This window comes from Oscillospiraceae bacterium, from assembly GCA_025758045.1.
Taxonomy (GTDB): domain Bacteria; phylum Bacillota; class Clostridia; order Oscillospirales; family Ruminococcaceae; genus Gemmiger.
Genome location: CP107208.1, coordinates 2,041,056 through 2,065,698 on the forward strand (window position 1 = coordinate 2,041,056; position 24,643 = coordinate 2,065,698).

The window sequence follows — 24,643 nt, forward strand, 5'->3', positions numbered from 1 at the left end:
GTATAATAGCCTTTGCAAGAACCATACTCACAGAAAGGCAGGCACCCCATGCAACAAAATAAAAAGTTCCTGCGGGTGCTGTGCAGCCTGTTGGCTGCCGCGCTGGCGGCGTGGTGCACGGTACTGCTGTGCCGCTGGGTAGGGTATGACCTGCAGGAACGGCTGGGCAACACCCCCAGCTATGAGATCATCAACGACGACTACAGCCAGATCATCGACATCCCAGCCAAGGGCTTGACCCAGGCCATGCCGCTGAAGGCCGGCCAGCCGTTTTACGGTGTGCGGTTCAAGTTCAGCACTCACGGACAGCTGTACAAATCTGGCATGACCATGGTGGAAGCCTACAACGAGGCGGGGGAGCAGATCCTTTTTGCAGCGGGTAACTTCCTGAATATCTGGGACGATACCTTTACTGAGTTCACCTGCAACGAGGCCTATATCCCTGACCATGACGAAACGCTGACCATCCGCCTGTACAACGAATCCGCCTGGGACGGCCCGCTGGGCGTCTGGACCAGCGAGGACGAAGTATCCGGTATGCCGCTTTCGGTAACGGACGGCGACACCCTCAACGCCACCATGGCAATGCAGCGCGTCAGCGATTTTACCGGCAGCTGGCCCGCCGCGCTGGCCGCCCGGCTGCAAAAGCCGCTGGCCGCTGCCGTCTTTATCGCGGTGCTGCTGGCCATGCTGCACGCGCCACTCTACCTGTTTGTGCCTGCGGTGGGCCTGGCCCTGGGCGTGACGTTCACCTATGTTACCCCGGCGCTGGTCGCCCCCGATGAATACACCCACCTGGCTGCCGCCTACGAGCTGGCCAGTACCTGGAGCGGCCAGACCGCTGCCGAGGAGGACGGCAACCTGCTGCTGCGGGAATGTGACGCCGCCCACTTCGGCACAAAGACCGGAGACATCGGCGTCCTGGCCTACAAGAATGAGGCCATCGCCGAGACCTCCGAACCCGGCAGCCCCGATGTGCTGACCACCCACAGCGAGGTGAAAGCAGGGCAGGGCAGCGGCAGCTATCTGGCCCAGGCTCTGGGCATCCGCCTGGCGCGGGCGCAGGGCAAGAACTTTTACACGATGTTGCTCTATGGGCGGCTGGCCAACCTGATTTTGTATTTACTGCTGGCGGCGCTGGCCGTCTGGCTGGCCCCGACCAGCCTGCGCGGGCTGTTTGCCTGCGTGGCGCTGCTGCCCATGCCGCTGCAATTGGCGGCCAGCCTTTCCCCGGATGCCGCCGTGCTGGGGCTGGTGTTCAGCTTCACGGCGCTTTGCCTGCGCCTGCGGGGCGAGAAAGCTGTCTGGTGGCAGAAGATCCTGCTCATCGTGCTGGGCGGTCTGACCGCCCCCGGCAAGGCCATCTACCTGCCGGTCATCCTGCTCTGCCTGTTGATCCCGGCGGAAAACCTGACCTACGACGGGAACCCAACCGTCAAATTCCTGGGCGAAGAACTTCCCGGCGGCTGCTGCATCTATGCGGCTACGCTGGTGCTGGCGTTCTGCTTCTGGCTGGCCGCCAATCTGAATGCCGTGGCTTACGCGGCCCGCGATATGAACACCACCGTCCTGGTAACCGCTGCCGCTGCCGCTGCGGTGCTGCTGGTGCTGGCACTGGCGGCGTACCTCAAGCTGCACAAGCGCCTAAAGGTATTCTTCTGGTGCAAAGTGGCTTTTGCCGCCGTACTGGTGGTGGGCGCTGTGGGCGGCGTATACGCTGTCTCCCACATGGGCGGCGGGCTGGACCCTGACCAACTGACCATGACCTACCCCAACGGGGACTCCATCTGGACCTTCTCGTTCGGCTATATCTGTCGCAACATTCCGGCCACCGTCAAGCTGCTGCTGCGCACCCTGCCGGAACAGGGCGCTCTCTGGCTGCAAGGTCTGCTGGGCACTACCCTGGGGGAACCCATCGTCTACCGCATCGATGTCAGCTGGCTGCTGGGCGTAGGCCTGCTGCTGGCTGTGCTGGCCGCCGCCCTGCCCCGGCAGGACGAACCGGCCCTGCTGGGCCGCCGCAGCAAAGCGGGCATGGCGGGCATCTGTCTCTGCGTTGTGCTGGCTGTGCTGGCTGCCGCGCTGAACTGGACCCCCATCAACTACCAGACGCTCTTCGGCTTGCAGGGGCGCTACCTGCTGCCGATTTTGCCGCTGGCCCTGCTGCTGGTAAAAAGCAGCAAAAAGCTGGTCCTGCGCGGGGATGTCTCCCACACCGCGGCGCTCTGCACCAGCACTTTAACCATGTTGACCCTGCTGCAAGGCTTTGGCCTGTACGCCGCCTGGCAGCCGGTATCATAAAATAAGCAATATTTATATAAAGGAGAAATTTCCATGACTATCACCAAGAATACCATCATCGCCGAGATTCTGAACAACGACCCCACCCAGGGCTGCGTGCCCATCTTCCTGTCCACCGGTATGCACTGCCTGGGCTGCATGGCTTCCCATGGCGAGACCGTTGAGGAGGCCTGCGCCGTCCACGGTGTTGACCCCGACGCTCTGGTCGCCGAGCTGAACGACTACTTTGCACACCTGTAATGCACCGCGGCTGGATGCCCGCCTGGCTGCTGCCTTTGCCTATGTACGGCCGGGGCATGTGGCGGCGGACATCGGCTGCGACCACGGCAAATTAAGCGCCGCACTGGCGGGCAGCGGTCGCTGCCCGCTTGTTTTGGCTTGTGACCTTCGCCCCGGCCCGCTGGAGAAAGCCCGTGTGACCTGCGCCCCCTTCGGGGACAAGGTGCAGTGCCGCCTGGGCAGCGGGCTGGAGGTGCTGGCCCCCGGCGAGGCGGACGACATCATCATCGCAGGCATGGGTGCGGAAACAATCATTGAAATTCTGGAGGCCGCCCCCTGGGTGTTTGACGCCCGGTACAATCTGGTGCTGGTGCCCGCCACCAAGCACAGTGTGCTGCGCCGCTGGCTGGCCCGCCGCGGCTTTGCACTGGCGGGGGAGACCCTTTGCCAGGCGGCAGGCCGCTGGTATGCCGTGATGAACGCCCGCTACACCGGCGCGTGCCGTGAACCGGACGGCTTAGAGTGCCTTTGCGGCCTGACGAACGGCCAGCCTGGCTGCGGGGATTACTACGCCCAGCAGAATGCTAAACTAAAAAAATACCGCCTCGGCCTGCCTGCTGGGCAGGAAGCCGAAGCGGTGGATGTGCTCATCAAACAAATGGAGGAGTTGTCATGTCGGTAACGGTGCAGCAAATTCTCGGGCTGCTGCAAACGCTGGCCCCGTCGGAGCTGGCTTGCAGCTGGGACAATGTGGGCCTGCTGGTGGATGTCGGTGTGCCGGTCAGCCACGTGTTGACCACACTGGACATCACGGCGGCGGTGGTGCAGGAGGCAGTGGAGAACGACTGCCAGCTGATCGTCAGCCACCACCCGGTGATCTTTGACCCGCTCAAGCATATCAGCGCAGGGGATGTGCCGGCGCTGCTCATCAAAAACAACATCTCGGCCATCTGCATGCACACCAATCTGGATGCAGCCCCCGGCGGCGTCAATGATACGCTGGCGGATCTTTTGGGTATGCAGCGGGAGGGCCGCCGCAATTTCGCCGAGGATTGCGGCCGTATCGGCCCTGTGGAACCCACTACGGTGCAGCAGCTGGCCCGCTTCTGCGCGGACACGCTGCACAGCGGCGTGCGGTACGTGGATTGCGGCCGCCCCATCACCTGCCTGGCCGAAGTCAGCGGTGCGGGCGGCAGCTACCTGCAGGAAGCTATTGATGCGGGCGCGGATTGCCTTGTCACCGGCGAGGCCGCCCACCACATCGCTCTGCTGGCTAAACAGAAAGGCGTTGGCCTGGTGGTCTCCGGTCATTGGGGCACCGAGCACGGCATCGCCGATGTGTTGGCTGCCCATATCGCCAGCAGCTTCCCGGCCCTTACCGTCCGCCACGCTGCCGCGGACCGCGACCCCTATTCCTACTTATTATAAAAGGAGAACCCATGTCTCTTGATGCTGCGACCCTGGCGCTGGTAGCCGGGGAACTGAAAACCACCCTGCTGGATGCCAAGATCGATAAGATCTTTGAGCCTACCCGAGACGAAGTGCTGATGACGCTGCGCACCCGCACAGAGACCCACCGGCTGCTGCTGTCGGCCCGCAGCGGGTCGGCCCGCGTCTGCCTGACCAAGGAGAGCTTTGAAAATCCGCTTGCGCCCCCGGGCTTCTGCATGCTGCTGCGCAAGCATCTGACCGGCGGCCGCCTGATCGATCTGCGCCGGGAGCCGGGCGACCGCATCATCTACTTTGATTTCCGCTGCACCAACGAGATGGGCGACCTGGTCGTGAACACCGTGGCGGCGGAGCTGATGGGACGCTACTCCAACCTGGTGCTGGTGCAGGACGGCCGCATCATCGATGCCCTCAAGCGTGTGGATTTTGAGGACAGCGAGGTCCGCCAGTTGCTGCCCGGTTTGCCCTACACGCTGCCGCCCAAGCCCGCCCGGCCGGACTTCCTCGTTACCAGCGCCGCCGCCATGGTGGCCGCTGCCTGCGAGAAGGACCTGCCCGTCGCCCAGGCCTTGGGCAAGACCGTGGCGGGTGTCGGCCCTGTTGTCGTGCGGGAGGCCGTCTGCCGCGCTCTGGGCGAGACCCCGGCGCTGGCCTGCGACCTGACTGTTGACGAAAAAGCCAAGCTTGCCGCCGCCATCGATGAGCTGAAGGCCGAACATGCCAACGGTGGCACCCCCACGGCGGTGCGCCTGCCCCAGCCGGACGGCGTGGCCAAGCCGGTGGAGTTCAGCTTCTTTGTGCCGCAGCAGTACGGCAGCGCCGCGCTGCTGACCCAGTACCCCAGCTACAGCGAACTGCTGGAGGACTACTACGCCACCAAGGACCGCGCCGAGCGCCTGCGGCAGAAGAGCCGTGAACTGTACAAGGCTGTGCACAACATGCACGACCGTGCCGTCCGCAAGCAGGCTGCCCGCCGCGAGGAACTGGCCCAATCCTCCAAGGCCGATACGCTGCGCCTGTACGGTGAGCTGCTGCAGGCCAACCTCTGGGCTGTACACAAGGGCGACCGCCAGGTGACCGTGCAGAACTACTACACCGGCGAGGATGTCACCATCAAGCTGGACCCGCGCTTCGGTCCCAATGAGAACGCGCAGAAATATTTCCGCGACTATAAAAAGAAGCAGACCGCTCACGCCATGCTGCAGAAGCTGCTGGTGGAGGGCGAAGCCGAGATCGAGTACCTGGCCACCGTTATGTACGAGGTGGAGTCCGCCCCCGGTGAGGCTGCGCTCAACGAGATCCGCGCAGAGCTGAAGAGCCAGGGCTATCTGAAATACTACAAGCAGCGGGACCGCAAGCAGAAACCGGCGGACTTCCTGCGGTACATGTCCGGCGACGGCTTTGAAATTTTGGTAGGCCGCAACAACCTGCAAAACGATAAGCTTACCCTGCACACCGCCCGCGGTAAAGATCTGTGGTTCCACGTGCAGAAAGCCCCCGGCAGCCACTGTGTGGTCATGAGCAGGGGAGAGGACATCCCCGATACGACCAAGCAGGAGGCCGCCGAGCTGGCCGTGCTGCATTCCAGCCAGAACGGCGGCGCCAAGGTGGCCGTGGACACCACCGAGGTAAAGAACATCTGGAAAGCCAACGGCGCCAAACCCGGCATGGTTTTGTATGAGGTTTACACCACCGTTTACGTCACCCCGCGTGAAGGGCTGGAAGAGAAGCTGAAAAAGAAGTAAGAGAAAGTTTTCCGTTGTGTGTAGGGGCGGATGCCTGCATCCGCCCGCAGGTCGATGACAAGCATTGACCCCCACAGAGTAACCGTGTAATTCCATTCGTAGGGGTAGATTCCCTATCCGCCCGCAAGGGAGGCACTTTATGAAAAAGAAACTGCTTGCCTTATCTCTCGTCCTCGCAATGCTTTCCGCCTGTGCATCCACGCCGTCGGACAGCATCGCGGCAACACCCACACCCACCGAAGCACCCGCACCCGCAGCAGAACCCACCCCGGAGCCGACATCCACCCCGTCTCAGGCACCCGCGCCGACAATGGCCGTATACGATGAGGTGTCCTTCGATGATTGGCGGGCGGCTGCAGGCTGCACTATGCCGGACTACACGTTCAGCGCACCTCACGCGCCCCAACCACTTGAAAAGGTCGCCTGGCCCGCCGAGGGTGTGACGCTCCGCATGTATGTGGCCGACACCCTGGAAGAAGCAGCGGAACTTTACCACACGACAGTGGAAACCTTGAAAGAATTGAACCCTGATTATGAGGGAAACTATACCCGTAACCATGGACAATACCGGAGTCTGAAGCTCCAGGCGGAACCGTATACGCTGCCGATGAACAACGTGGTGTCGGTCACGGTCAGCGCGCCGTGGGTGGAGAACCAATACGACCGCACGGGAACTTACAATGTCCCGGCTTCACTGGACAAACAGGCGCAGGCCGCGCTGGCTACAGCTTATTACTTCCAGTATAAGTGGTGCGGCATGCACGGTGGGTTCTGGCCTTACGAACCGGTGGACGACTTACCGAAGTGGCTGCAAGGGTATGCAACTGACGGTGCGTTCTACACAAAGTTCTCAGAGTTCAACAGCTTCCTGCACAGGGTCTATTCCGATGCCTGGGTAGATGATTTGTTAAATGAGGAACCGGCACTTTTTGCTGAGGGAGAAAATGATACCATCCTGACAGGAGATGGCGACCGCGGCAGCAATGTTGCCTATTGCGGCCATCTCTTCACCGAACCCGAGTTGCAGCCCGATGGCAGCATAGAGTTCTGGCAGCTTGTTCTGACTTGTGAGAGTGAAGAATTTGCAGGCTGGGGTGGGGAGGAACCTGTCGTGCCGGACACGGCCACGGTTATGCCCATCCGCCTTGTCTCCACCGAGGACGGCTGGCGGGTGAACGGCGTGAACCTGCCGAACTGATACATATATAGCATATTTGTAGGGCTGATGCCCGCATCCGTCCCTACAAAATATCTATAAACTATACGGAATTTCCACCAAAACCATGCACTCTGTTGAAAACCCTCTTGACATACACCTCTTTCGGCATAACGTAAAAAAATCTCAAAAAAATTTTATAAAAGTGCTGAAAAGGGATTGCAACGCCGGGAAACGCGGTGTACACTACAGTCCACGTTACCCCGCGTGAGGGGCTGGAAGAACAGCTGAAGAAATAAAAAATCCGGAATCGGTATACAGGGAAGAATTCCGCATCTGTCAGGAGGATTCTATGAAAAAGAAACTGATTGCCTTATCTCTTGTTCTCGCTGCGCTTTCTGCCTGTGCATCTGCGCCATCGAATACTGCCGTGCCAACGTCGGCACCGATGCCGACGCCCACTGCAACGCCCACCCCTGCGGCAACGCCTGTGCTCACACCAAGTCCGCAGCCCTCAGAAGAACCAACTCCTGTGCCGACTATGGTATCCTATGAACCTGTCTCGGTTGATAACTGGCTTGCAAATGCAAACTGCCGTATGCCGGACTGTTCCATCAGCGCCCCGGCGGACGGAAAACCGCGTCTTGACAAAATGGTGGCCTGGCCCGAAGAAGGAGTGACCCTCTGCTGCACATGCCAGACGCTGGAAGAAGCGGCCGAAGCCTTTGATACGACGGTTGATGAACTGAAAGCGCTGAATCCGGACTGGGAAGAAAATTTTGCCCGCAATGGATATTTTTATCAGTTAAAGATACAGGCAGAACCGTACATTTTACCGCAGAATGATGTGGTCTGGGTCAAGGTGGACGCTCCGTGGGCTGAGTGTGGCTACAAAACGGTTTATGAGGTTCCGGCCAGTCTGGACAGGCAGGCGGCTGCGGCAATGGGTATGGCGGATTATTTTCAACAAAATTTCTGCGGCGGGCTTCACGCGGGCTCTCTCCCTTACGAGAGCGCAGAAGACGTGGACCCCAGGTTCAGTGTCCGTGCGGTGGACGGAGCTCTCTACACGAAGTTTTCTGAATTTGACAACTTCCTGCACGCGGTGTATTCAGACAAGCGCGTAAAGGAAATTGCATACAGTGAGGATGGCTTTTATAAGGAAGGGCCGGACGATACGATCCTTTCCATCGATGGCGACCGGGGCGGCAATATTGCTTACTGCGGCTATCTGTTTACCGAACCGGAAATGCAGCCGGACGGCAGCTTGAAATTCTGGCAGATTGTCCTGACCTGCGAAGATGAGAACTTCCACGGCTGGGATGTGACAGAGCCGGTCACACCCGATACAGCTACGCTGCGCCCGGTGCATCTCGTCCCCACCGAGGGCGGCTGGCGCGTGGACCAGCTGGAATTGCCCAATTGAATTTGTTTTGCCTGAAATCAAGCCCGGGATTCCACAAAAAACGTGAGATTTGTGGAAAACCCTCTTGACATACGCCTCTTTCGGCATAACGTAAAAAAATCTCAAAAAAATTTTATAAAAATGCCAAAAAACACTTGCAACACCGGGAAACGTGTGTTATAATACGTCTTGGCTGCGGAAGGCTTGTGCAGATAAACAAGCTGCGCAAGCCGCGATATGCGTTGATGCGGGAGGTTGCCGCCACATAGCCAATAGGCTGGCGGGTTTTTCCGCGGAGTATGTCCGATCTTAGAACCGGGCGAAAGAATTACGGAAACAAAGGGATATGTACGTTGCTGCATTCTGCGGCGCGGACCAATGTTCACCTTACTTTGTAATGATTCTTTCCGGGAGAACTGTGCAAATACGGTTCACCGGATTTTGTCATGCGAAGTTGTTGAACACCCGGAAACGTGTGTAATTTATCGGCTCGCCTAAGGCGCAAAATTTTATAGGAGGCGAATGCAATGGCAGTCAAAGAAAAAATCAGAATCCGTCTGAAGAGCTACGATGCATCCCTGATCGATGCTGCGGCACAGAAGATCGTGGAGACCGCTAAGCGCACTGGCGCTCGCGTTTCCGGCCCGATCCCTCTGCCCACCGACAAGGAGGTCGTCACGATCCTGCGTGCTGTCCACAAGTACAAGGACAGCCGTGAGCAGTTCGAGACCCGCACTCATAAGCGTCTGATCGACATTCTGAAGCCGTCCAACAAGACGGTCGAGGCTCTCATGAGCCTGCAGCTCCCCGCCGGCGTTGACATCGAGATTAAGCTGTAATCGAGTTCCCTACATTATATAAGGGCCGGTACGCACGGCCGTGATCCGTGAACGGCCGGCAGTAATGAGAAACACGAAAACAGAACCAATCTCGCTGCCAAGCAAATCAGCGGAGAGGTCATGTTGATGGGAAACCACCAACCAATAACCTTTACAGGAGGACAAACACAATGCAAAAAGGTATCATCGGCAAGAAGCTGGGCATGACCCAGCTGTTCGACGCCAACGGCAAGGTCGTTCCGGTCACCATCATCGAGGCCGGCCCCTGCACTGTCGTGCAGAAGAAGACCGTTGAGTCTGACGGCTACCAGGCTGTTCAGATGGGCTACGGCGAAGTGAGCGCCAAGAAGGTCAACAAGGCCGCCAAGGGTCACTTCGACAAGGCTGACGTCGCTCCCAAGCGCACCCTGCGCGAGTTCCGCTTTGATGACATCGCCGCTCTGAACGTCGGCGACATCCTCAAGGCTGACGTCTTCGCAGAGGGCGACAAGGTCGACGTTGTCGGCACCAGCAAGGGCAAGGGCTACCAGGGCGTTATCAAGCGCTTCGGCCAGCATCGCCTGCGCGAGAGCCACGGCACCGGCCCCGTTGCACGTCATGCCGGTTCTAACGGTTCTACTTCCACCCCGTCCCGCGTGTTCAAGGGCAAGCGTCTGCCCGGCCACATGGGCGCTGTGCGCGTGACCGTTCAGAACCTGAGCGTCGTTAAGGTCGACGCCGAAAACAATCTGATCGCGATCAAGGGTGCGATCCCCGGCCCGAAGGGCTCGGTCGTGACCATCCACGACAGCGTGAAAGCGTAAAGGAGGAAAACACAATGGCACAGTTTGATGTCGTCGATATGAACGGCAAGAAGGTTTCCACCGTTGAGCTTTCCGACGCCGTGTTCGGTATCACCCCGAACGAGAAGGCTGTCCACGAGGCAGTCGTCAACTTCCTGGCCAACCAGCGCCAGGGCACCCAGAACACCAAGATCCGCAAGGAAGTCCGCGGCGGCGGCAAGAAGCCTTGGCGCCAGAAGGGCACCGGCCACGCTCGTCAGGGCTCTATCCGCGCTCCGCAGTGGACCCACGGTGGCGTTGCTCTCGGCCCCAAGCCCCGCAGCTACTACTTCACCATCAACAAGAAGGTCAAGCGCCTGGCTCTGCTCAGCGCCCTGTCTGACAAGGCTGCCAACGGCAACCTGATCGTCGTCGACAAGATTGCCGCCGACGAGTACAAGACCAAGACCGTCGTTGCTTTCCTGGCCGCTGTCGGCGCAGGCAAGAAGAACCTGATCGTTAACGACACCCTGGACACCAAGTTCGTCAAGAGCGCCGCTAACATCCCCGGTGTCAAGACTGCCGCTACCGGCGTCAACACCTACGACGTTGTCAACGCTGACAAGCTGATCCTCAGCCTGGACGCCGCCAAGAAACTTGAGGAGGTATATGCGTGATGAAATTCGCACAGGACATCGTTCTCGCCCCCGTCATCACCGAGAACTCCATGGCTGGTATCGCCGATAAGAAGTACACCTTCAAGGTCGCTACCGATGCCACCAAGATCGACGTCGCCAAGGCAGTTGAAGAACTGTTCGGCGTCAAGGTCGCTAAGGTCAACACCATCTCCGTCCGCGGCCGTTATCGCCGCCAGGGTATGCATGCTGGCTACACTGCCAAGAGCAAGAAGGCCATCGTCACCCTGACCCCGGACTCCAAGGAGATCGAGTTCTTCAACTCCATGGTTTGATGACCGGATGGCCGCAAGGCCGTCACTCAGGACCCCGCCGAGGGGTTCGCTTATGGGGATATGACCCCGAGAATAATTCATAAGATAACAACAAGGAGAACATCATGGCTATCAAGAAGTACAAGCCGACTACCCCCGGTCGCCGTGGCATGACTGTTACTGATTACAGTGTCCTGTCCAAGGTTGACCCGGAGCGCAGCCTGCTCGAATCCAAGAAAAAGCATGCCGGCCGCAACAACACCGGCAAGATCACCGTCCGCCATCACGGCGGCGGCAACCGCGTCAAGTACCGTGTCATCGACTTCAAGCGCAACAAGTTTGATGTACCTGCCACTGTCAAGACTCTGGAGTACGATCCGAACCGTTCTGCCTTCATCGCCCTCATCGAGTATGAGGACGGCGTCAAGAGCTACATCCTGGCTCCCGATGGTCTGAAGGTTGGCGACCAGGTCATGGCCGGCCCCAACGCCGACATCAAGCCCGGTAACGCTCTGCCCTTCGAGAACATCCCCGTCGGTACCATGATCCACAACATTGAGCTGTATCCCGGCAAGGGCGGCCAGCTGGTCCGTTCCGCTGGCGTCATGGCTCAGCTGATGGCTAAGGAAAATGGTTACGCTCTGGTTCGTCTGCCCTCCGGCGAGATGCGCAACGTTCGTCTGAACTGCATCGCCACCATCGGCGTTGTTTCTAACCTCGACCACGAGAACGTCAACCTGGGCAAGGCTGGCCGCAAGCGCCACATGGGCGTTCGTCCCGGCAGCCGTGGTTCTGTCATGAACCCCTGCGATCACCCGCACGGCGGTGGCGAAGGCCGTGCCCCGGTTGGTCATTCCAGCCCGCGTACCCCGTGGGGCAAGCCCGCTCTGGGCCTGAAGACCCGCAAACACAAGGCCCGCAGCGACAAGTTCATTGTCAAGCGCGCCAACGGCTAAGGGAGGTTATTGAACAATGTCTAGAAGCACTAAGAAGGGCCCTTACGTTCTGCCTTCCCTGTACAAAAAGGTCGAGGCTATGAACGAGGCTGGCAAGAAGAGCGTCGTGAAGACCTGGAGCCGTTCCTCCACCATCTTCCCCGAGTTCGTTGGTCACACTTTCGCCGTTCATGACGGCCGCAAGCATGTGCCCGTATACGTCACCGAGGACATGGTCGGCCACAAGCTGGGCGAGTTTGCACCTACCCGCAAATTCACCGGCCACGGCGGCGGCAAGACCGCTGGTAAATAAGAGAGGAGGAACATCGAATGGAAGCACGGGCAATTCTTCGTTACGCCCGCATTAGTCCCCGCAAGGTTTCGATCGTGATGGACCTCATCCGTAACAAACCCCTGGACGAAGCGCTGGCTATCCTGCAGTACACCCCGAAGGCCGCCTGCGAGCCCCTTCTCAAACTGGTGAACTCTGCTGCCGCTAATGCGGAAAACAACTTCAACATGGACCGCAACAATCTCTACGTCGCAGAATGCTACGTCTGCCCCGGCCCCACGCTCAAGCGCATCATGCCTCGCGCACAGGGCCGTGCATACCGCATCCTGAAGCGCACCAGCCACATGACTGTTGTGCTGAAAGAGAAAGAGTAAGGAGGTAAACAAATGGGCCAGAAAGTCAATCCCCACGGCATGCGCGTGGGTGTCATCAAAGATTGGGACAGCCGCTGGTTTACCTCTAAGCAGGCATTCGGCGACACCCTGGTCGAGGATCACAAGATCCGCAAGACCCTGAAGAAGCAGCTGTACGCTGCTGGCGTCCCCAAGATCGAGATCGAGCGTACCGTCGACAGCCAGACCGGCGCACCCCGCGTTAAGGTCAATGTCTTCTGCGCTAAGCCCGGTATCGTTATCGGCAAGGGCGGTGCTGAGAGCGCTAAGATCGAGAAGCAGCTCGCAAAGCTGACCGGCAAGGCCGTCAACCTCAACATCATCGAGGTCAAGGGCACTTCCACCAACGCTCAGCTGGTTGCTGAGGACGTCGCTTCTCAGCTGGAGCGCCGTATCGCTTTCCGCCGCGCCATGAAGCAGGCTATCCGCAATGCCATGCAGCCCCGTGACCGCAGCGCCACGCCTGCCAAGGGTATCAAGGTCACCTGCTCCGGCCGTCTGGCTGGCGCTGACATCGCTCGCACCGAGAGCTACCATGAGGGTACCATCCCCCTGCAGACTCTGCGCGCCGATATCGACTACGGCTTTGCCGAGGCCAACACCACCTATGGTAAGGTTGGCGTCAAGGTTTGGATCTACAAAGGCGAGATCCTGAAGGGCGCCAAAGCCCCCGCCAAGAAGGAAGGAGGCAAACAGTAATGTTACTGCCGAAGCGTGTTAAGTACCGCCGCGTTCAGCGCGGCCGCATGACCGGTAAGGCCATGCGTGGCAACAAGGTCAACCAGGGCGATTACGGTCTGGTTGCTCTCGAGCCGGCTTGGATCACCTCCAACCAGATCGAGGCAGCTCGTGTTGCTATGACCCGTTATATCAAGCGTGGTGGTAAGGTCTGGATCAAGATCTTCCCCGACAAGCCCGTCACCGAGAAGCCGGCCGGCACCCGAATGGGTTCCGGTAAAGGCAGCCCGGAGTACTGGGTAGCCGTCGTTAAGCCGGGCCGCGTGCTGTTCGAGCTGGCTGATGTCAGCGAGGATGTTGCCCGCGAGGCTCTGCGTCTGGCCAGCCACAAGCTGCCGGTCCGCTGCAAATTCGTCAAGCGTGAAGAGCTTGACACCGTAAAGGAGGGTGACGCTGAATGAAAGCTACTGAACTGCGCGAAATGACCGATGTAGAGCTGAACAAGCAGCTCAAGGACCTGAAGGCCGAGCTCTTCAACCTGCGCTTTCAGCACACCATCCACCAGCTGGATAACCCCATTCGCATCGAGGCCGTTAAGAAGGACATCGCCCGCGTGATGACCGTCCTGGCTGAGAAGAATGCGAAAAACGCGTAAGAGGGAGGGTAAAACATGGAACGTAATCTGAGAAAGACCCGTGTGGGCGTCGTTGTCTCCGACAAGATGGACAAGACCATCGTCGTCGCTGTTAAGGACAGCGTCCAGCACCCTCTGTACAAGAAGATCCTGAAGCGCACCAAGAAGTTCAAGGCCCATGACGAAAACAACGAAGCCGGCATCGGCGACCGCGTTGAGATCATGGAGACCCGCAAGATTTCCAAGGAAGTCAACTGGCGTCTCGTCAAGATCATCGAGAAAGCAAAATAATCAGCCTGGTACTTTGAAAGGAGGACCTGAAAGATGGTTCAGATGCAAACTTATCTCAAAGTGGCCGACAATACCGGTGCTAAGGAGTTAATGTGCTTCCGTGTACTGGGCGGTACCCGCAAGAGATACGCAAACATCGGCGACATCGTGGTTTGCAGCGTCAAGAAAGCTGCTCCCGGTGGCACTGTAAAGAAGGGCGACGTGGTCAAGGCCGTCATCGTCCGTAGCAAGCATGGCCTGCGTCGTGATGACGGCTCCTACATCCGTTTCGATGAGAACGCCGCCGTTATCGTCATGGCCGACAAGAGCCCCAAGGGCACTCGTATCTTTGGACCCGTCGCTCGCGAGCTGCGCGATGCCGGCTTCACCAAGATCCTGAGCCTGGCTCCCGAATCGCTGTAAGGAGGTTTTAATTAAATGAATAATCTTCATGTTAAAACCGGCGACAACGTTATGGTCATCTCCGGCAAGGACAAGGGCAAGACCGGTAAGGTCCTGCAGACCTCCCCGAAAGAGGGCAAGGTCATCGTGGAAGGCCTGAACATGGTCACCAAGCACGTCAAGCCTCGCCGTCAGGGTGAGCAGGGCGGCATTGTCAAGGCCGAGGGCGCTATCTACGCCTGCAAGGTTATGCCTGTTTGCCCCAAGTGCGGCAAGGCTACCCGCGTTGGTCATTCTGTCAAGGACGGCAAGACCGTCCGCGTTTGCCGCAAGTGCGGCGCTGAACTGTAAGGGAGGAGTACACAATGGCACGTTTGAAAGAACAGTATGTCAACGAGATCGCTCCGGCCCTGAACAAGAAGTTCGGCTACAAGAGCGTTATGCAGATCCCCAAGCTGGATAAGGTCATCATCAACGTTGCTGCTGGCGAAGCTAAAGAGAACGCTAAGGTCATCGACGCCATCGTCGCCGACCTGGGCCAGATCACCGGCCAGAAGGCCATCGTTTGCAAGGCTCGCAAGAGCGTCGCAAACTTCAAACTGCGCGAGGGCATGCCCATCGGCGCAAAGGTCACCCTGCGTGGTGAGCGTATGTACGAGTTCGTTGATCGTCTGTTCAACGTTGCTCTGCCTCGTGTTCGCGACTTCCGCGGCATCAACGGCAACTCCTTCGACGGCCGCGGCAACTACGCCTTCGGCCTGAAGGAACAGATTATCTTCCCCGAGATCGACTTCGACAAGGTTGACGCGATCCGCGGCATGGACATCTGCTTCGTTACCACCGCTAAGACCGACGAGGAAGCCAAGGAGCTGCTGAAGGCTCTGGGCGCTCCGTTCGCTAACTAAGGGAGGGAACTCTAATGGCAAAACTTTCTATGAAGCTCAAGCAGCAGGCACCTGCCAAGTTCTCGACCCGCGCTTACAACCGCTGCAAGATCTGCGGTCGTCCCCATGCTTACCTGCGCAAGTACGGTGTCTGCCGTATCTGCTTCCGTGAGCTGGCTTACAAGGGCGAGATCCCCGGCGTCAAGAAGGCTTCCTGGTAAGCCCTTGATTGCTTCTGTCTGAACGAATAACAACACTCTTAAACACAACCTAAGGAGGTTAGTGGCATGCAAATCACCGATCCTATCGCGGACCTGCTGACCCGCATCCGCAACGCAAGCACTGCCAAACACCCTTCCGTGGAAATCCCTGCTTCCAACCTGAAGAAGGCTATCTGCCAGATCCTGGTTGATGAGGGTTACATCAAGGGTATGAAAGTGACCGAGGACAACAAGCAGGGGACTATCACCCTGACCCTGAAGTACCAGGAGAACGGTACTCCGGTCATCGCTGGCCTGAAGCGCGTTTCCAAGCCGGGCCTGCGTATTTACACCAACTGCGAAGATATGCCCAAGGTCATGAAGGGCCTGGGCACCGCAATCATCTCCACTTCTAAAGGCGTCATGACCGACAAGGCTGCCCGTGCAGCTCACGTTGGCGGTGAAGTTCTCGCCTTTGTGTGGTAAGAAAGGGGTATAGACAATGTCGAGAATTGGAAGAAAACCCATCGTCATTCCCGCCGGTGTGGAAGTTAAGGTCGATGCGGCCGAGCACGCCATCACCGTTAAGGGCCCCAAGGGTACCCTGCATTCCAAATTTCATCCTCTGATGACTGTTGCCGTCGAGGGCAATGAGATTTTGGTTACCCGTCCTAATGACGAGAAGGAGGCCCGCAGCCTCCATGGCCTGACCCGCACCCTCATCCACAACATGGTCGTCGGTGTTACCGAGGGCTTCCGCAAGGACCTGGAGATCCAGGGCGTTGGCTACCGTGCTGCTAAGCAGGGCAACAAGCTGACCCTGACCCTGGGCTTCTCTCATCCCGTTGAGTTTGAGGAGACCGATACCATCAAGATCGAGCTGAAAGATGCTCTGCACTTCAGCATCGTCGGTATCGACAAGCAGGAAGTCGGCCAGTACGCTGCCGAAGTCCGTGGCAAGCGCCCGCCCGAGCCGTACAAGGGCAAGGGCATCCGCTATGTTGGCGAGTATGTCATCCGTAAGGAAGGCAAAGCCGGCAAGGGTAAATAATAGGAGAGGAGAAACATTATGGTCAATAAGGCTGATAAGAACGTTGCTCGTCTGCGCCGTCACCGCCGTGTCCGCGGCAAGATCAGCGGCACTGCCGAGCGTCCCCGTCTGGATGTTTTCCGCTCTGCCAAGCACATCTACGCTCAGGTCATCGATGATGTCCAGGGCGTTACCCTGGCCAGCGCATCCAGCATGGACAAAGATTTCAACGCTTACGGCGGCAATATTGAGGCCGCTAAGAAGGTTGGCGAGGCCATCGCCAAGAAGTGCCTTGAAAAGGGCATTACCGAAGTGGTCTATGACCGCGGCGGTTTCGTCTACCAGGGCCGCGTTCAGGCGCTCGCTGAGGGTGCCCGCGAAGCCGGCCTGAAGCTGTAAGGAGGGAGAAGATACTATGGCCATGCAGAGAAGACAAGAAGATGACGGCATGATCACCAAGGTCGTCTCCATCAACCGTGTTTCCAAGACTGTCAAGGGCGGCCGCGTTATGAAGTTCGCTGCTCTGATTGTCGTTGGCGACGGCAAGGGCAACATCGGTTACGGCGTCGGCAAGTCCGGCGAAGTTCCCGAGGCTATCCGCAAGGGTGAGGGCGCTGCCAAGAAGAACATGCGCAAGGTCTGCCTGAAGGGCAGCACCATTCCTCACGAGATCGTCGGCGAGTTCGGCGCAGGCCGCGTTCTGATGCGTCCCGCTGCCCCCGGTACCGGCGTTCTGGCCGGCGGCCCCGTCCGTGCCGTCCTCGAGTGCGCTGGCATTAAGGACATTCGTGCCAAGAGCCTGCGCTCCAACAACCCCATCAACGTCACTGCTGCTACCTTCGCTGGCCTGTGCGGCCTGACCGACGCCGAGAGCGTCGCTGCCAAGCGCGGCAAGACCGTTGCCGAGATCCTGGGCTAAGGAGGGTATTACAATGGAAAAAGTTACCATTCGTCTCGCCAAGAGCCTGATCGGCCGCGGCAAAGAGCAGATCGCCGTTGCCCACTCCCTGGGCCTGAACCGCCCCGGTGAGGTTACCGAGCAGCCTGACAACGCAGCCACCCAGGGCAAGATCGCTAAGATCGCCCACCTGGTTGTCGTTACCAAGGCATAATGCAAGGAGGTGCAAGCATGAAACTTCACGAACTGAAAGCGTCCGCTGGCGCCCGTAAGGCTGTGACCCGCAAGGGCCGCGGTGCTGGCTCCGGCAACGGCAAGACCGCTGGCTTCGGCCACAAGGGCCAGAAGGCTCGCTCCGGTGTCAAGAAGGCCGGCTTCGAAGGCGGCCAGATGCCTCTGCAGCGTCGTCTGCCGAAGCGCGGCTTCAACAACATTTTCGCAACCAAGTATGTTACCATTAAGGTATCCGACCTCGAGAAGTTCGAGGCTGGTGCGACCGTCGACACCGAGGCTCTGCTGAACGCCGGCATCATCTCCAAGACGCTGGACGGCGTTAAGGTCCTGGGCAATGGCGAGCTGACCAAGGCTGTCAACGTCAAGGTTGCCGCTTACACGGCCTCCGCCAAAGAAAAAATCGAGAAAGCTGGCGGGAAGGCTGAGGTGATGTAAGGTGTTTGAAACCTTCCGTAATGCATGGAAGATCGATGATCTCCGCAAGCGGCTTCTTTTCACCCTTCTGATCCTCGTCCTGTTCCGTTTGGGCTGCGCAGTTCCGGTGCCGTACATCAGTGCCGGTGCGCTGTCCACCATGTTCGCCGGTGGTACCGGCGATATGCTGGAGTATCTGAACATGATGAGCGGCGGAGCTCTGAGCGAATGTACACTTTTCGCCCTGGGTGTCCAGCCCGCCATCAATGCCTCCATCATCATGCAGCTGCTGGCAGTAGCTATTCCGTATCTGGAAAACCTCGCCAAGGAAGGCGAAGAAGGTCAGCGCAAGATGCGCCGCATCACCAACTATGTTGGCGCGGGTATCGGTCTGATGCTGTCCATCGGCTACTACTTCATCATCCGCAACATGGGCGCCCTCTCCTATACTGAGGGCTTCGCAGGCATCTTCAGCGCTGTTGTTATCATCCTGTCCTTTACGGCAGGATCTCAGCTGTGCACTTGGCTGGGCAACCAGATCGATTCCAAGGGTATCGGCAATGGTATCTCGCTGATGATTTTCGCCGGTATCGTGGCCCGCTGGTCCAGCATCTACAGTGCTGTCACCAACATTTTGGCCCGTGCAAGCAACGGCGAGCCGCAGTTCTACATCTTCCTGCCCGCACTGGTTCTGCTGGCCCTGGCTGCCGTGATCTTCGTCGTCATTCTGACGAACGCAGAGCGCCGCATCCCTGTCCAGTATGCCAAGCGTGTGGTCGGCCGTAAGATGTACGGCGGTCAGGCTAGCTACATCCCCATCAAGGTGAACATGACTGGCGTTATGCCCATCATCTTCGCTTCGACCCTGTGCAGCCTGCCCGGCCTGATCTTCCGCTTCATCAACCTGAGTGCGGCTGATCATCCGGCCCTGTATGCTTTCTTCAGCGCGTTCAACTACAACAGCGTGCTCTATCTCATCGTTTACGTGCTGCTGATCGTTGCGTTCAACTACTTCTACGTTGCGATCCAGTACAACCCCGTTGATATTGCCAACCAGCTCCGCAAGAACAACGGCACCATCCCCGGCATCCGCCCGGGCAAGCCCACCAGCGATTTCATCACCAAGACGCTGTCCAAGATCACTCTGATCGGCGCCATCTTCCTGGCGATCGTCGCAGGCCTGCCCATCATCCTCGGTAACATCACCGGCACGTCCATCCAGCTGGGTGGTACGAGCCTGCTTATCGTGGTCGGCGTTGCCCTGGAGACCGGTCGTTCCCTGGAAGGCTATATGACTGCCCGCCATCACAAAGGGTTCTTGGAATAAGAAAGGGAATGTACGATGAAACTGATCCTTTTGGGCGCCCCCGGCGCCGGTAAGGGCACCCAGGCAGAAATCCTCTGCGATAAACTGGCAATCCCTACCATTTCGACCGGTAATATTCTGCGTGCCGCCGTGAAAGACGGCACCCCTATGGGGCAAAAGGCAAAAAGCTTTATGGACGCCGGTGCTCTGGTTCCCGATGATGTCATCGTCGGAATCGTGAAAGAGCGCCTGGCACAGCCTGACTGCGTGAATGGCTTTATCCTTGACGGTATGCCGCGCACCATCGCCCAGGGCGAAGCCCTGGAGAAGATGGGTGTGGAGATCGACAAGGTCGTGAACCTGATCGTTCCCGATGAGGCCATTACCAAGCGCATGTCTGGCCGCCGCGTCTGCGCCAAATGTGGTGCAAGCTATCACATCATCAACAAACCCAGCGCCAAAGAGGGCGTGTGTGACCGCTGCGGCGGTGAGTTGGCCATTCGCAAGGATGACGAGCCCGCCACCGTGCTGGACCGCTTGAAAGCCTATCACGAGCAGACCGAACCGCTGGTTGAGTTCTATCGCCAGCGCGGTAAGCTCGTCGAGGTTCCCGACCAGGGGTCTATCGAGGCTACCACCGCGTTCCTGCTCAAGCTTTTGGAGGCTTAAAATCCATGATCCAAATCAAGAATGCTGCTGAACTTGAGAAAATGCGGAAAGCCTGTGCGATCAGCGCGGCTGCACTCAAGGCCGGCGGCGAGGCGATCGAGCCGGGTATTACCACGGCAGAGATCGACAAAATCATCTACGACTTTATCGTGCGCCACGGTGCAAGACCTAACTTTCTGCACCTGTATGGCTTCCCGGCCACGGCGTGCATCAGCGTGAACGACACTGTCATTCACGGCATCCCCAGCCGTCAGCAGCAGATTCGCCCCGGCGACATCGTTTCGATCGATACCGGCTGCAAGATCGATGGCTTCAATGGCGATAATGCCTGCACCTATGCGTGCGGCAAGATCGACCTGGAAGCCCAGCGACTGCTGGACGTTACCAAGGAAAGCCTGCATCGCGGCATTGAAATGGCGCGCGGCGGCAACCGGGTAGGGGATATCGGACATGCTGTTCAGAGCTACGTCGAGGAGAACGGCTTCTCGGTCGTCCGCAGCTTCGTCGGCCATGGCGTCGGCAAAGAGCTGCATGAGGACCCTGAAGTGCCGAACTTCGGCAACGCCGGACGCGGTCCGCGGCTGGTGCCCGGCATGTGCATCGCTATCGAACCGATGGTTTGCCAGTACAAGTACGCGGTAAAGACGTTAAAGGACGGCTGGACGGTCAAAACCTGTGATGGCGGCTTGGCTGCTCATTTCGAGCACACCATGGCGATCACAGCTGGCGGCGCCGAAGTCCTGACCTACGGCTGGGAGGAACCCGGATGGACTTTGTAAAAGGCCAACTGGTCCGCTCCAAAGCGGGAAGGGACAAAACCCGCACCCTGGCTGTTTTGGAAGTGGAAGGAGAGATGCTTCTGCTGGCCGACGGAAACCTGCGTAAGGTAGGAGACCCGAAGCGTAAAAAGGCGAAGCATGTCGCCCCCACGACCACCGTTCTCGCGAACGAGCTTCTGAAAAGCGATCAACAACTCAGTGATGCCATCGCCGCTTACGATGCGGCCTGTGCAAACTGACGGAACCCTTCAAGGAGGCAATCAGCTTGTCTAAAGAAGATGTCATCGAAGTAGAAGGTATCGTACGGGAAGCCATGCCCAACACGGTGTTCAAGGTCGAGCTGCTCAACAAAGAGGGTAAGCCCAACGGACACGTTGTTATGGCTCACATTTCCGGCAAATTGCGGACGAACTTCATCCGCATCCTGCCCGGCGACAAGGTCACCATGGAAATGTCGCCCTACGACCTGACCAAAGCCCGGATCACCTGGCGTTCTAAATAAGCGCCTTGTGTTATAAAGGAGGTTAACATCATGAAGGTAAAACCTTCCGTGAAACCCATTTGCGAGAAGTGCAAAGTCATCAAGCGCAAAGGCCGCGTGATGATCATTTGTGCCAATCCGAAGCATAAGCAGCGTCAGGGCTAAAGGTCCGCGGATCATTCCGCGGAAACCGTACCCAAAACGCTTGGGGGCCAAGTGCGTAGATTCCCGGCGCAGGCCCCGACCAGGACATGGGATGTTACTAATGGAGGTGCTTTATGGCACGTATTGCTGGTGTTGATCTGCCTCGCGAGAAGCGGATCGAGGTTGGTCTGACTTATGTTTATGGTATTGGTCAGTCCACTGCCGACGAGATTCTCGCCGGTACCGGAATTAACCCTGATACCCGCGTCAAGGATCTGACTGCTGATGAAGAAGCTAAGATCCGTGACTACATCGACAAAAACAACATCATGGTAGAAGGCGATCTGCGCCGTAACGTCGCGCTTGACATCAAGCGTCTGACCGAGATCCAGTGCTACCGTGGTGTGCGCCATCGCAAGGGTCTTCCCTGCCGCGGCCAGCGCACTAAGACCAATGCGCGTACCTGCAAAGGTCCCAAGCGCACTGTCGCGAACAAAAAGAAGTAAGGAGGAACTGAGACATGGCTGCTAACAAAGCTACTGCGGCAAAAACCCGCACTAAAAAGAGAGAGCGCAAGAATATCAGCGCCGGTGCTGCTCACATCCAGAGCACTTTCAACAATACCATCGTGACCATCACCGATACTCAGGGCAACACCGTTTCCTGGTGCAGCACTGGTGCACTGAACTTCCGTGGCTCCCGCAAGAGCACCCCTTACGCTGCGCAGAGCGCTGCTGAGGTCGCCGCCAAGGCCGCCATCGAGCATGGCATGAAGACCGTTGAGGTCTACGTCAAGGGCCCCGGTTCCGGCCGTGAAAGCGCCATCCGCGCCCTGCAGGCAACCGGCCTGGAGGTCACCATGATCCGTGACGTGACCCCCATCCCGCACAATGGCTGCCGCCCGCCCAAACGCCGCCGCGTTTGATTGAAAGGAGAATTTGAGTTATGGCTAAAAATACCCAACCTATCGCCAAGCGCTGCCGTGCTCTCGGCATTTCTCCTGCTGTTATGGGCTATGGTAAGAAAACCACCAACCGTAACCCCGGCGGCCAGATGAGAAAGAAGAAGAGCGAGTACGCCACCCAGCTCAACGAGAAGCAGAAGGTCAAGTTCGTGTACGGTATCCTGGAGAGCCAGTTCCATACCTACTACGAGAAGGCCAGCCGTATGCCCGGTCAGACCGGTGTCAACCTGCTGGTTCTGGTTGAGCGCCGCCTGGACAACGTCGTTTACCGTCTTGGCTTTGCCAAGACCCGCCGCGACGCTCGCCAGCTGGTTTCCCACAATCATTTCACTGTCAATGGCAAGCGTGTCAACATCCCCTCTTACCAGGTTAAGGCGGGCGATGTGATCGAGGTCGTCGAGTCCAGCCGTTCTTCCGTCAAGTTCAGCAAGCTGCTGGGCGAGGAAGCTCCCGTTGTGCTGCTGCCTTCTTGGCTGGAGCGCGACAAGAACGCTCTGAAGGGCACTGTTACCAAGCTGCCCGTTCGTGAGGACATCGATGTGCCCATCGCTGAGCACCTCATCGTCGAGTTGTACTCCAAGTAATCCTCTTAGCTTTATTCTACGATTTTTCCAACCTGACTGGCGCGCTGCGCCAGCGAAACAAGGAGGGTTTTTATGATGGAGATCGAACGCCCCAAGATCGAAACGGCCAACCTTTCCCCGGACGGCCGCTACGGTAAGTTCGTTGTCGAGCCGCTGGAGCGCGGCTTTGGCACGACCTTGGGCAACAGCTTGCGTCGAGTGCTTCTGTCCTCTCTGCCCGGTGTGGCTGTCACCAGCGTCAAGATCGACGGCGTGGTGCATGAGTTTTCCACCATCGAGGGCGTGCGTGAGGATGTAACCGAGATCGTCCTGAACCTCAAAGGCGTCGCCGCTAAGATCTACGGCGAAAGCCCCAAGACCGTCCGTGTGGAGGCCGTCGGCCCCTGCGAGGTCACTGCCGGCAGCATCAAGGCTGGCGATGACCTGGAGATCCTGAACCCTGAGTGGCACATTGCTACCCTGGGCGAGGGGGCTAAGCTGGTCATGGAGCTGACCTTTGATAAGGGCCGCGGCTATGTCCCTGCTGAGAAAAACAAGCAGGCGCTGATCGAGAAGAACGACATCAGCACCCTGCCCGTAGACAGCATTTATACCCCCGTCCTCAAGGCCAACTACACCGTTGACCGTACCCGCGTTGGCCAGATCACCGACTATGACAAGCTCATTATCGAGGTCTGGACCGATGGTACCATCAACGCACAGGAAGCCCTGAGCCTGGCGGCCCGTGTGCTGACCGAGCACCTGAACCTGTTTGTGAACCTCTGCGATGAGACCGGCGAGACCGAGATCATGGTCGATAACGACGACCAGGGTCGCGAAAAGGCGCTGGAGATGACGATTGAAGAGCTGGATCTGAGTGTCCGCTCCTTCAACTGCCTGAAGCGCGCTGGCATCAACACTGTCGGCGACCTCATCAACAAGAGCGAGGATGAGATGATGAAGGTCCGTAACTTGGGCCGTAAGAGTCTCGAAGAGGTCATGGCCAAGCTGGATAGTCTTGGTTTCTCTCTGACCAAGGACGATGAAAACTAACCCCCCGCGACACGCGGATACCATTTGATATTTAAGGAGTGAAACGGAATGCCCGGTACCAGAAAACTCGGTCGTACCACCGACAGCCGCAAGGCAATGCTGCGCGCGATGGTGACCTATCTGTTCGAGAACGGCAAGATCGAGACCACCGTTACCCGCGCCAAGGAAGTTCGTTCCATGGCAGAGAAGATGGTCACCCTCGGTAAGCAGGAAGATCTGCACGCTAAGCGTCAGGTCTACTCCTACATCACCAAGGAAGATGTCGCCAAGAAGGTCATCGACGAGATCGGCCCCAAGTATGCTGATCGCAACGGTGGTTACACCCGCATCTACAAGACCGGCCCTCGCCGCGGTGACGCCGCCGAGATGGCTATCATCGAGCTCGTCTGATTTCATCAGAATAGTTTGATATAAAAGCAGCGCTTGTTCGTTTGGGCAGGCGCTGTTTTTGTTTGCTTTTGTTCCTTCTTTGCAAAGAAAGCGCTGAAGAAACTCAAATTTTGGTCAAAGCGTTTTTTTACAAAAATTTGACAGCACACCCTTTGCGTAGTGTGCATATCTATGATATAATAATTAAAATGTATATTTCTGTACATA

Annotated in this window: 39 protein-coding genes; all 39 read left to right on the forward strand. The window is 58.1% G+C overall.

Going from position 1 to position 24,643, the window contains the following annotated elements; genetic code table 11:
* Positions 1-48 precede the first annotated feature (48 nt).
* A complete protein-coding gene (locus tag OGM81_09520; GenBank protein UYJ42577.1) occupies positions 49-2,301 on the forward strand; it encodes a DUF2142 domain-containing protein in 2,253 nt (750 codons plus the stop codon).
* A gap of 33 nt (positions 2,302-2,334) precedes the next feature.
* The gene (locus OGM81_09525) at positions 2,335-2,541 is read left to right on the forward strand and encodes a DUF1858 domain-containing protein (protein ID UYJ42578.1); all 207 of its coding nucleotides are present in this window, start codon (positions 2,335-2,337) and stop codon (positions 2,539-2,541) included.
* Positions 2,528-3,202, forward strand: a complete 675-nt coding sequence (locus OGM81_09530; protein ID UYJ42579.1) for a class I SAM-dependent methyltransferase — start codon at positions 2,528-2,530, stop codon at positions 3,200-3,202. The genes OGM81_09525 and OGM81_09530 overlap by 14 nt, the downstream gene beginning before the upstream one ends.
* The gene (locus tag OGM81_09535; protein ID UYJ42580.1) at positions 3,193-3,948 is read left to right on the forward strand and encodes a Nif3-like dinuclear metal center hexameric protein; all 756 of its coding nucleotides are present in this window, start codon (positions 3,193-3,195) and stop codon (positions 3,946-3,948) included. Before OGM81_09530 ends, OGM81_09535 begins: the two co-directional genes overlap by 10 nt.
* Before the next feature lie 11 nt (positions 3,949-3,959).
* Positions 3,960-5,714, forward strand: a complete 1,755-nt coding sequence (locus tag OGM81_09540; protein ID UYJ42581.1) for an NFACT family protein — start codon at positions 3,960-3,962, stop codon at positions 5,712-5,714.
* Positions 5,715-5,853: 139 nt separating this feature from the next.
* Positions 5,854-6,912, forward strand: a complete 1,059-nt coding sequence (locus OGM81_09545; protein UYJ42582.1) for a hypothetical protein — start codon at positions 5,854-5,856, stop codon at positions 6,910-6,912.
* 310 nt (positions 6,913-7,222) lie between these two features.
* Positions 7,223-8,296 carry a hypothetical protein gene (locus OGM81_09550; protein UYJ42583.1) on the forward strand — a complete coding sequence of 358 codons (1,074 nt, stop codon included), beginning with the start codon at positions 7,223-7,225 and terminating at the stop codon, positions 8,294-8,296.
* A 506-nt stretch (positions 8,297-8,802) separates the two neighbouring features.
* Positions 8,803-9,114 (forward strand): 30S ribosomal protein S10, encoded by a 312-nt coding sequence (gene rpsJ, locus OGM81_09555; protein ID UYJ42584.1) that lies wholly within the window; start codon positions 8,803-8,805, stop codon positions 9,112-9,114.
* Positions 9,115-9,284: 170 nt separating this feature from the next.
* Positions 9,285-9,917 carry a 50S ribosomal protein L3 gene (rplC, locus tag OGM81_09560; protein ID UYJ42585.1) on the forward strand — a complete coding sequence of 211 codons (633 nt, stop codon included), beginning with the start codon at positions 9,285-9,287 and terminating at the stop codon, positions 9,915-9,917.
* A gap of 14 nt (positions 9,918-9,931) precedes the next feature.
* Positions 9,932-10,552, forward strand: a complete 621-nt coding sequence (gene rplD / locus OGM81_09565) for a 50S ribosomal protein L4 (GenBank protein UYJ42586.1) — start codon at positions 9,932-9,934, stop codon at positions 10,550-10,552.
* A complete protein-coding gene (gene rplW / locus OGM81_09570) occupies positions 10,552-10,845 on the forward strand; it encodes a 50S ribosomal protein L23 (GenBank protein UYJ42587.1) in 294 nt (97 codons plus the stop codon). The genes rplD and rplW overlap by 1 nt, the downstream gene beginning before the upstream one ends.
* Positions 10,846-10,949: 104 nt before the next feature.
* A complete protein-coding gene (gene rplB / locus OGM81_09575) occupies positions 10,950-11,780 on the forward strand; it encodes a 50S ribosomal protein L2 (GenBank protein ID UYJ42588.1) in 831 nt (276 codons plus the stop codon).
* Positions 11,781-11,796: 16 nt separating this feature from the next.
* Positions 11,797-12,072, forward strand: coding sequence for a 30S ribosomal protein S19 (gene rpsS / locus OGM81_09580; protein ID UYJ42589.1), 276 nt, complete (start codon positions 11,797-11,799; stop codon positions 12,070-12,072).
* Positions 12,073-12,089: 17 nt separating this feature from the next.
* The gene (rplV, locus tag OGM81_09585; protein ID UYJ42590.1) at positions 12,090-12,425 is read left to right on the forward strand and encodes a 50S ribosomal protein L22; all 336 of its coding nucleotides are present in this window, start codon (positions 12,090-12,092) and stop codon (positions 12,423-12,425) included.
* Between the two features lie 12 nt (positions 12,426-12,437).
* Positions 12,438-13,142: a 30S ribosomal protein S3 gene (gene rpsC / locus OGM81_09590; GenBank protein ID UYJ42591.1), complete on the forward strand. Its 705-nt coding sequence runs from the start codon at positions 12,438-12,440 to the stop codon at positions 13,140-13,142.
* Positions 13,142-13,582, forward strand: coding sequence for a 50S ribosomal protein L16 (rplP, locus tag OGM81_09595; protein UYJ42592.1), 441 nt, complete (start codon positions 13,142-13,144; stop codon positions 13,580-13,582). The genes rpsC and rplP overlap by 1 nt, the downstream gene beginning before the upstream one ends.
* Positions 13,579-13,776: a 50S ribosomal protein L29 gene (rpmC, locus tag OGM81_09600; GenBank protein UYJ42593.1), complete on the forward strand. Its 198-nt coding sequence runs from the start codon at positions 13,579-13,581 to the stop codon at positions 13,774-13,776. Before rplP ends, rpmC begins: the two co-directional genes overlap by 4 nt.
* A 15-nt stretch (positions 13,777-13,791) precedes the next feature.
* Positions 13,792-14,046, forward strand: coding sequence for a 30S ribosomal protein S17 (gene rpsQ / locus OGM81_09605; GenBank protein UYJ42594.1), 255 nt, complete (start codon positions 13,792-13,794; stop codon positions 14,044-14,046).
* A gap of 33 nt (positions 14,047-14,079) precedes the next feature.
* Positions 14,080-14,448, forward strand: a complete 369-nt coding sequence (gene rplN, locus OGM81_09610; protein UYJ42595.1) for a 50S ribosomal protein L14 — start codon at positions 14,080-14,082, stop codon at positions 14,446-14,448.
* Positions 14,449-14,463: 15 nt separating this feature from the next.
* Positions 14,464-14,778 (forward strand): 50S ribosomal protein L24, encoded by a 315-nt coding sequence (gene rplX / locus OGM81_09615; GenBank protein UYJ42596.1) that lies wholly within the window; start codon positions 14,464-14,466, stop codon positions 14,776-14,778.
* A 14-nt stretch (positions 14,779-14,792) separates the two neighbouring features.
* The gene (gene rplE, locus OGM81_09620) at positions 14,793-15,332 is read left to right on the forward strand and encodes a 50S ribosomal protein L5 (GenBank protein ID UYJ42597.1); all 540 of its coding nucleotides are present in this window, start codon (positions 14,793-14,795) and stop codon (positions 15,330-15,332) included.
* 14 nt (positions 15,333-15,346) lie between these two features.
* On the forward strand, positions 15,347-15,532 hold the full coding sequence (locus tag OGM81_09625) for a type Z 30S ribosomal protein S14 (GenBank protein ID UYJ42598.1): 186 nt from the start codon (positions 15,347-15,349) through the stop codon (positions 15,530-15,532).
* A gap of 66 nt (positions 15,533-15,598) precedes the next feature.
* Positions 15,599-15,997, forward strand: coding sequence for a 30S ribosomal protein S8 (gene rpsH / locus OGM81_09630; protein ID UYJ42599.1), 399 nt, complete (start codon positions 15,599-15,601; stop codon positions 15,995-15,997).
* Between the two features lie 16 nt (positions 15,998-16,013).
* On the forward strand, positions 16,014-16,562 hold the full coding sequence (gene rplF / locus OGM81_09635; GenBank protein ID UYJ42600.1) for a 50S ribosomal protein L6: 549 nt from the start codon (positions 16,014-16,016) through the stop codon (positions 16,560-16,562).
* Positions 16,563-16,580: 18 nt separating this feature from the next.
* Entirely contained in the window at positions 16,581-16,940 is a 360-nt protein-coding gene (gene rplR / locus OGM81_09640; protein ID UYJ42601.1) for a 50S ribosomal protein L18, read from the forward strand.
* Between the two features lie 16 nt (positions 16,941-16,956).
* Positions 16,957-17,460 (forward strand): 30S ribosomal protein S5, encoded by a 504-nt coding sequence (gene rpsE / locus OGM81_09645; protein ID UYJ42602.1) that lies wholly within the window; start codon positions 16,957-16,959, stop codon positions 17,458-17,460.
* A gap of 13 nt (positions 17,461-17,473) precedes the next feature.
* Entirely contained in the window at positions 17,474-17,653 is a 180-nt protein-coding gene (rpmD, locus tag OGM81_09650) for a 50S ribosomal protein L30 (protein ID UYJ42603.1), read from the forward strand.
* A gap of 17 nt (positions 17,654-17,670) precedes the next feature.
* A complete protein-coding gene (rplO, locus tag OGM81_09655) occupies positions 17,671-18,108 on the forward strand; it encodes a 50S ribosomal protein L15 (protein UYJ42604.1) in 438 nt (145 codons plus the stop codon).
* 1 nt (position 18,109) lies between these two features.
* Positions 18,110-19,414, forward strand: coding sequence for a preprotein translocase subunit SecY (gene secY, locus OGM81_09660; protein ID UYJ42605.1), 1,305 nt, complete (start codon positions 18,110-18,112; stop codon positions 19,412-19,414).
* Positions 19,415-19,429: 15 nt separating this feature from the next.
* The gene (locus tag OGM81_09665) at positions 19,430-20,062 is read left to right on the forward strand and encodes an adenylate kinase (protein UYJ42606.1); all 633 of its coding nucleotides are present in this window, start codon (positions 19,430-19,432) and stop codon (positions 20,060-20,062) included.
* 5 nt (positions 20,063-20,067) lie between these two features.
* The gene (map, locus tag OGM81_09670; protein ID UYJ42607.1) at positions 20,068-20,841 is read left to right on the forward strand and encodes a type I methionyl aminopeptidase; all 774 of its coding nucleotides are present in this window, start codon (positions 20,068-20,070) and stop codon (positions 20,839-20,841) included.
* The gene (locus OGM81_09675) at positions 20,829-21,080 is read left to right on the forward strand and encodes a KOW domain-containing RNA-binding protein (protein UYJ42608.1); all 252 of its coding nucleotides are present in this window, start codon (positions 20,829-20,831) and stop codon (positions 21,078-21,080) included. The genes map and OGM81_09675 overlap by 13 nt, the downstream gene beginning before the upstream one ends.
* Positions 21,081-21,106: 26 nt before the next feature.
* Positions 21,107-21,343 carry a translation initiation factor IF-1 gene (infA, locus tag OGM81_09680; protein ID UYJ42609.1) on the forward strand — a complete coding sequence of 79 codons (237 nt, stop codon included), beginning with the start codon at positions 21,107-21,109 and terminating at the stop codon, positions 21,341-21,343.
* Positions 21,344-21,373: 30 nt separating this feature from the next.
* Positions 21,374-21,487, forward strand: coding sequence for a 50S ribosomal protein L36 (gene rpmJ, locus OGM81_09685; GenBank protein UYJ42610.1), 114 nt, complete (start codon positions 21,374-21,376; stop codon positions 21,485-21,487).
* Between the two features lie 113 nt (positions 21,488-21,600).
* Complete coding sequence (gene rpsM, locus OGM81_09690) at positions 21,601-21,972, forward strand: 30S ribosomal protein S13 (protein UYJ42611.1); 372 nt, start codon at positions 21,601-21,603, stop codon at positions 21,970-21,972.
* 14 nt (positions 21,973-21,986) lie between these two features.
* Positions 21,987-22,391 carry a 30S ribosomal protein S11 gene (gene rpsK / locus OGM81_09695; GenBank protein ID UYJ42612.1) on the forward strand — a complete coding sequence of 135 codons (405 nt, stop codon included), beginning with the start codon at positions 21,987-21,989 and terminating at the stop codon, positions 22,389-22,391.
* A 20-nt stretch (positions 22,392-22,411) separates the two neighbouring features.
* Entirely contained in the window at positions 22,412-23,014 is a 603-nt protein-coding gene (rpsD, locus tag OGM81_09700; protein ID UYJ42613.1) for a 30S ribosomal protein S4, read from the forward strand.
* 72 nt (positions 23,015-23,086) lie between these two features.
* Positions 23,087-24,046, forward strand: coding sequence for a DNA-directed RNA polymerase subunit alpha (locus OGM81_09705; protein ID UYJ42614.1), 960 nt, complete (start codon positions 23,087-23,089; stop codon positions 24,044-24,046).
* Positions 24,047-24,094: 48 nt separating this feature from the next.
* Positions 24,095-24,436 carry a 50S ribosomal protein L17 gene (rplQ, locus tag OGM81_09710; GenBank protein ID UYJ42615.1) on the forward strand — a complete coding sequence of 114 codons (342 nt, stop codon included), beginning with the start codon at positions 24,095-24,097 and terminating at the stop codon, positions 24,434-24,436.
* Positions 24,437-24,643: the final 207 nt, after the last annotated feature.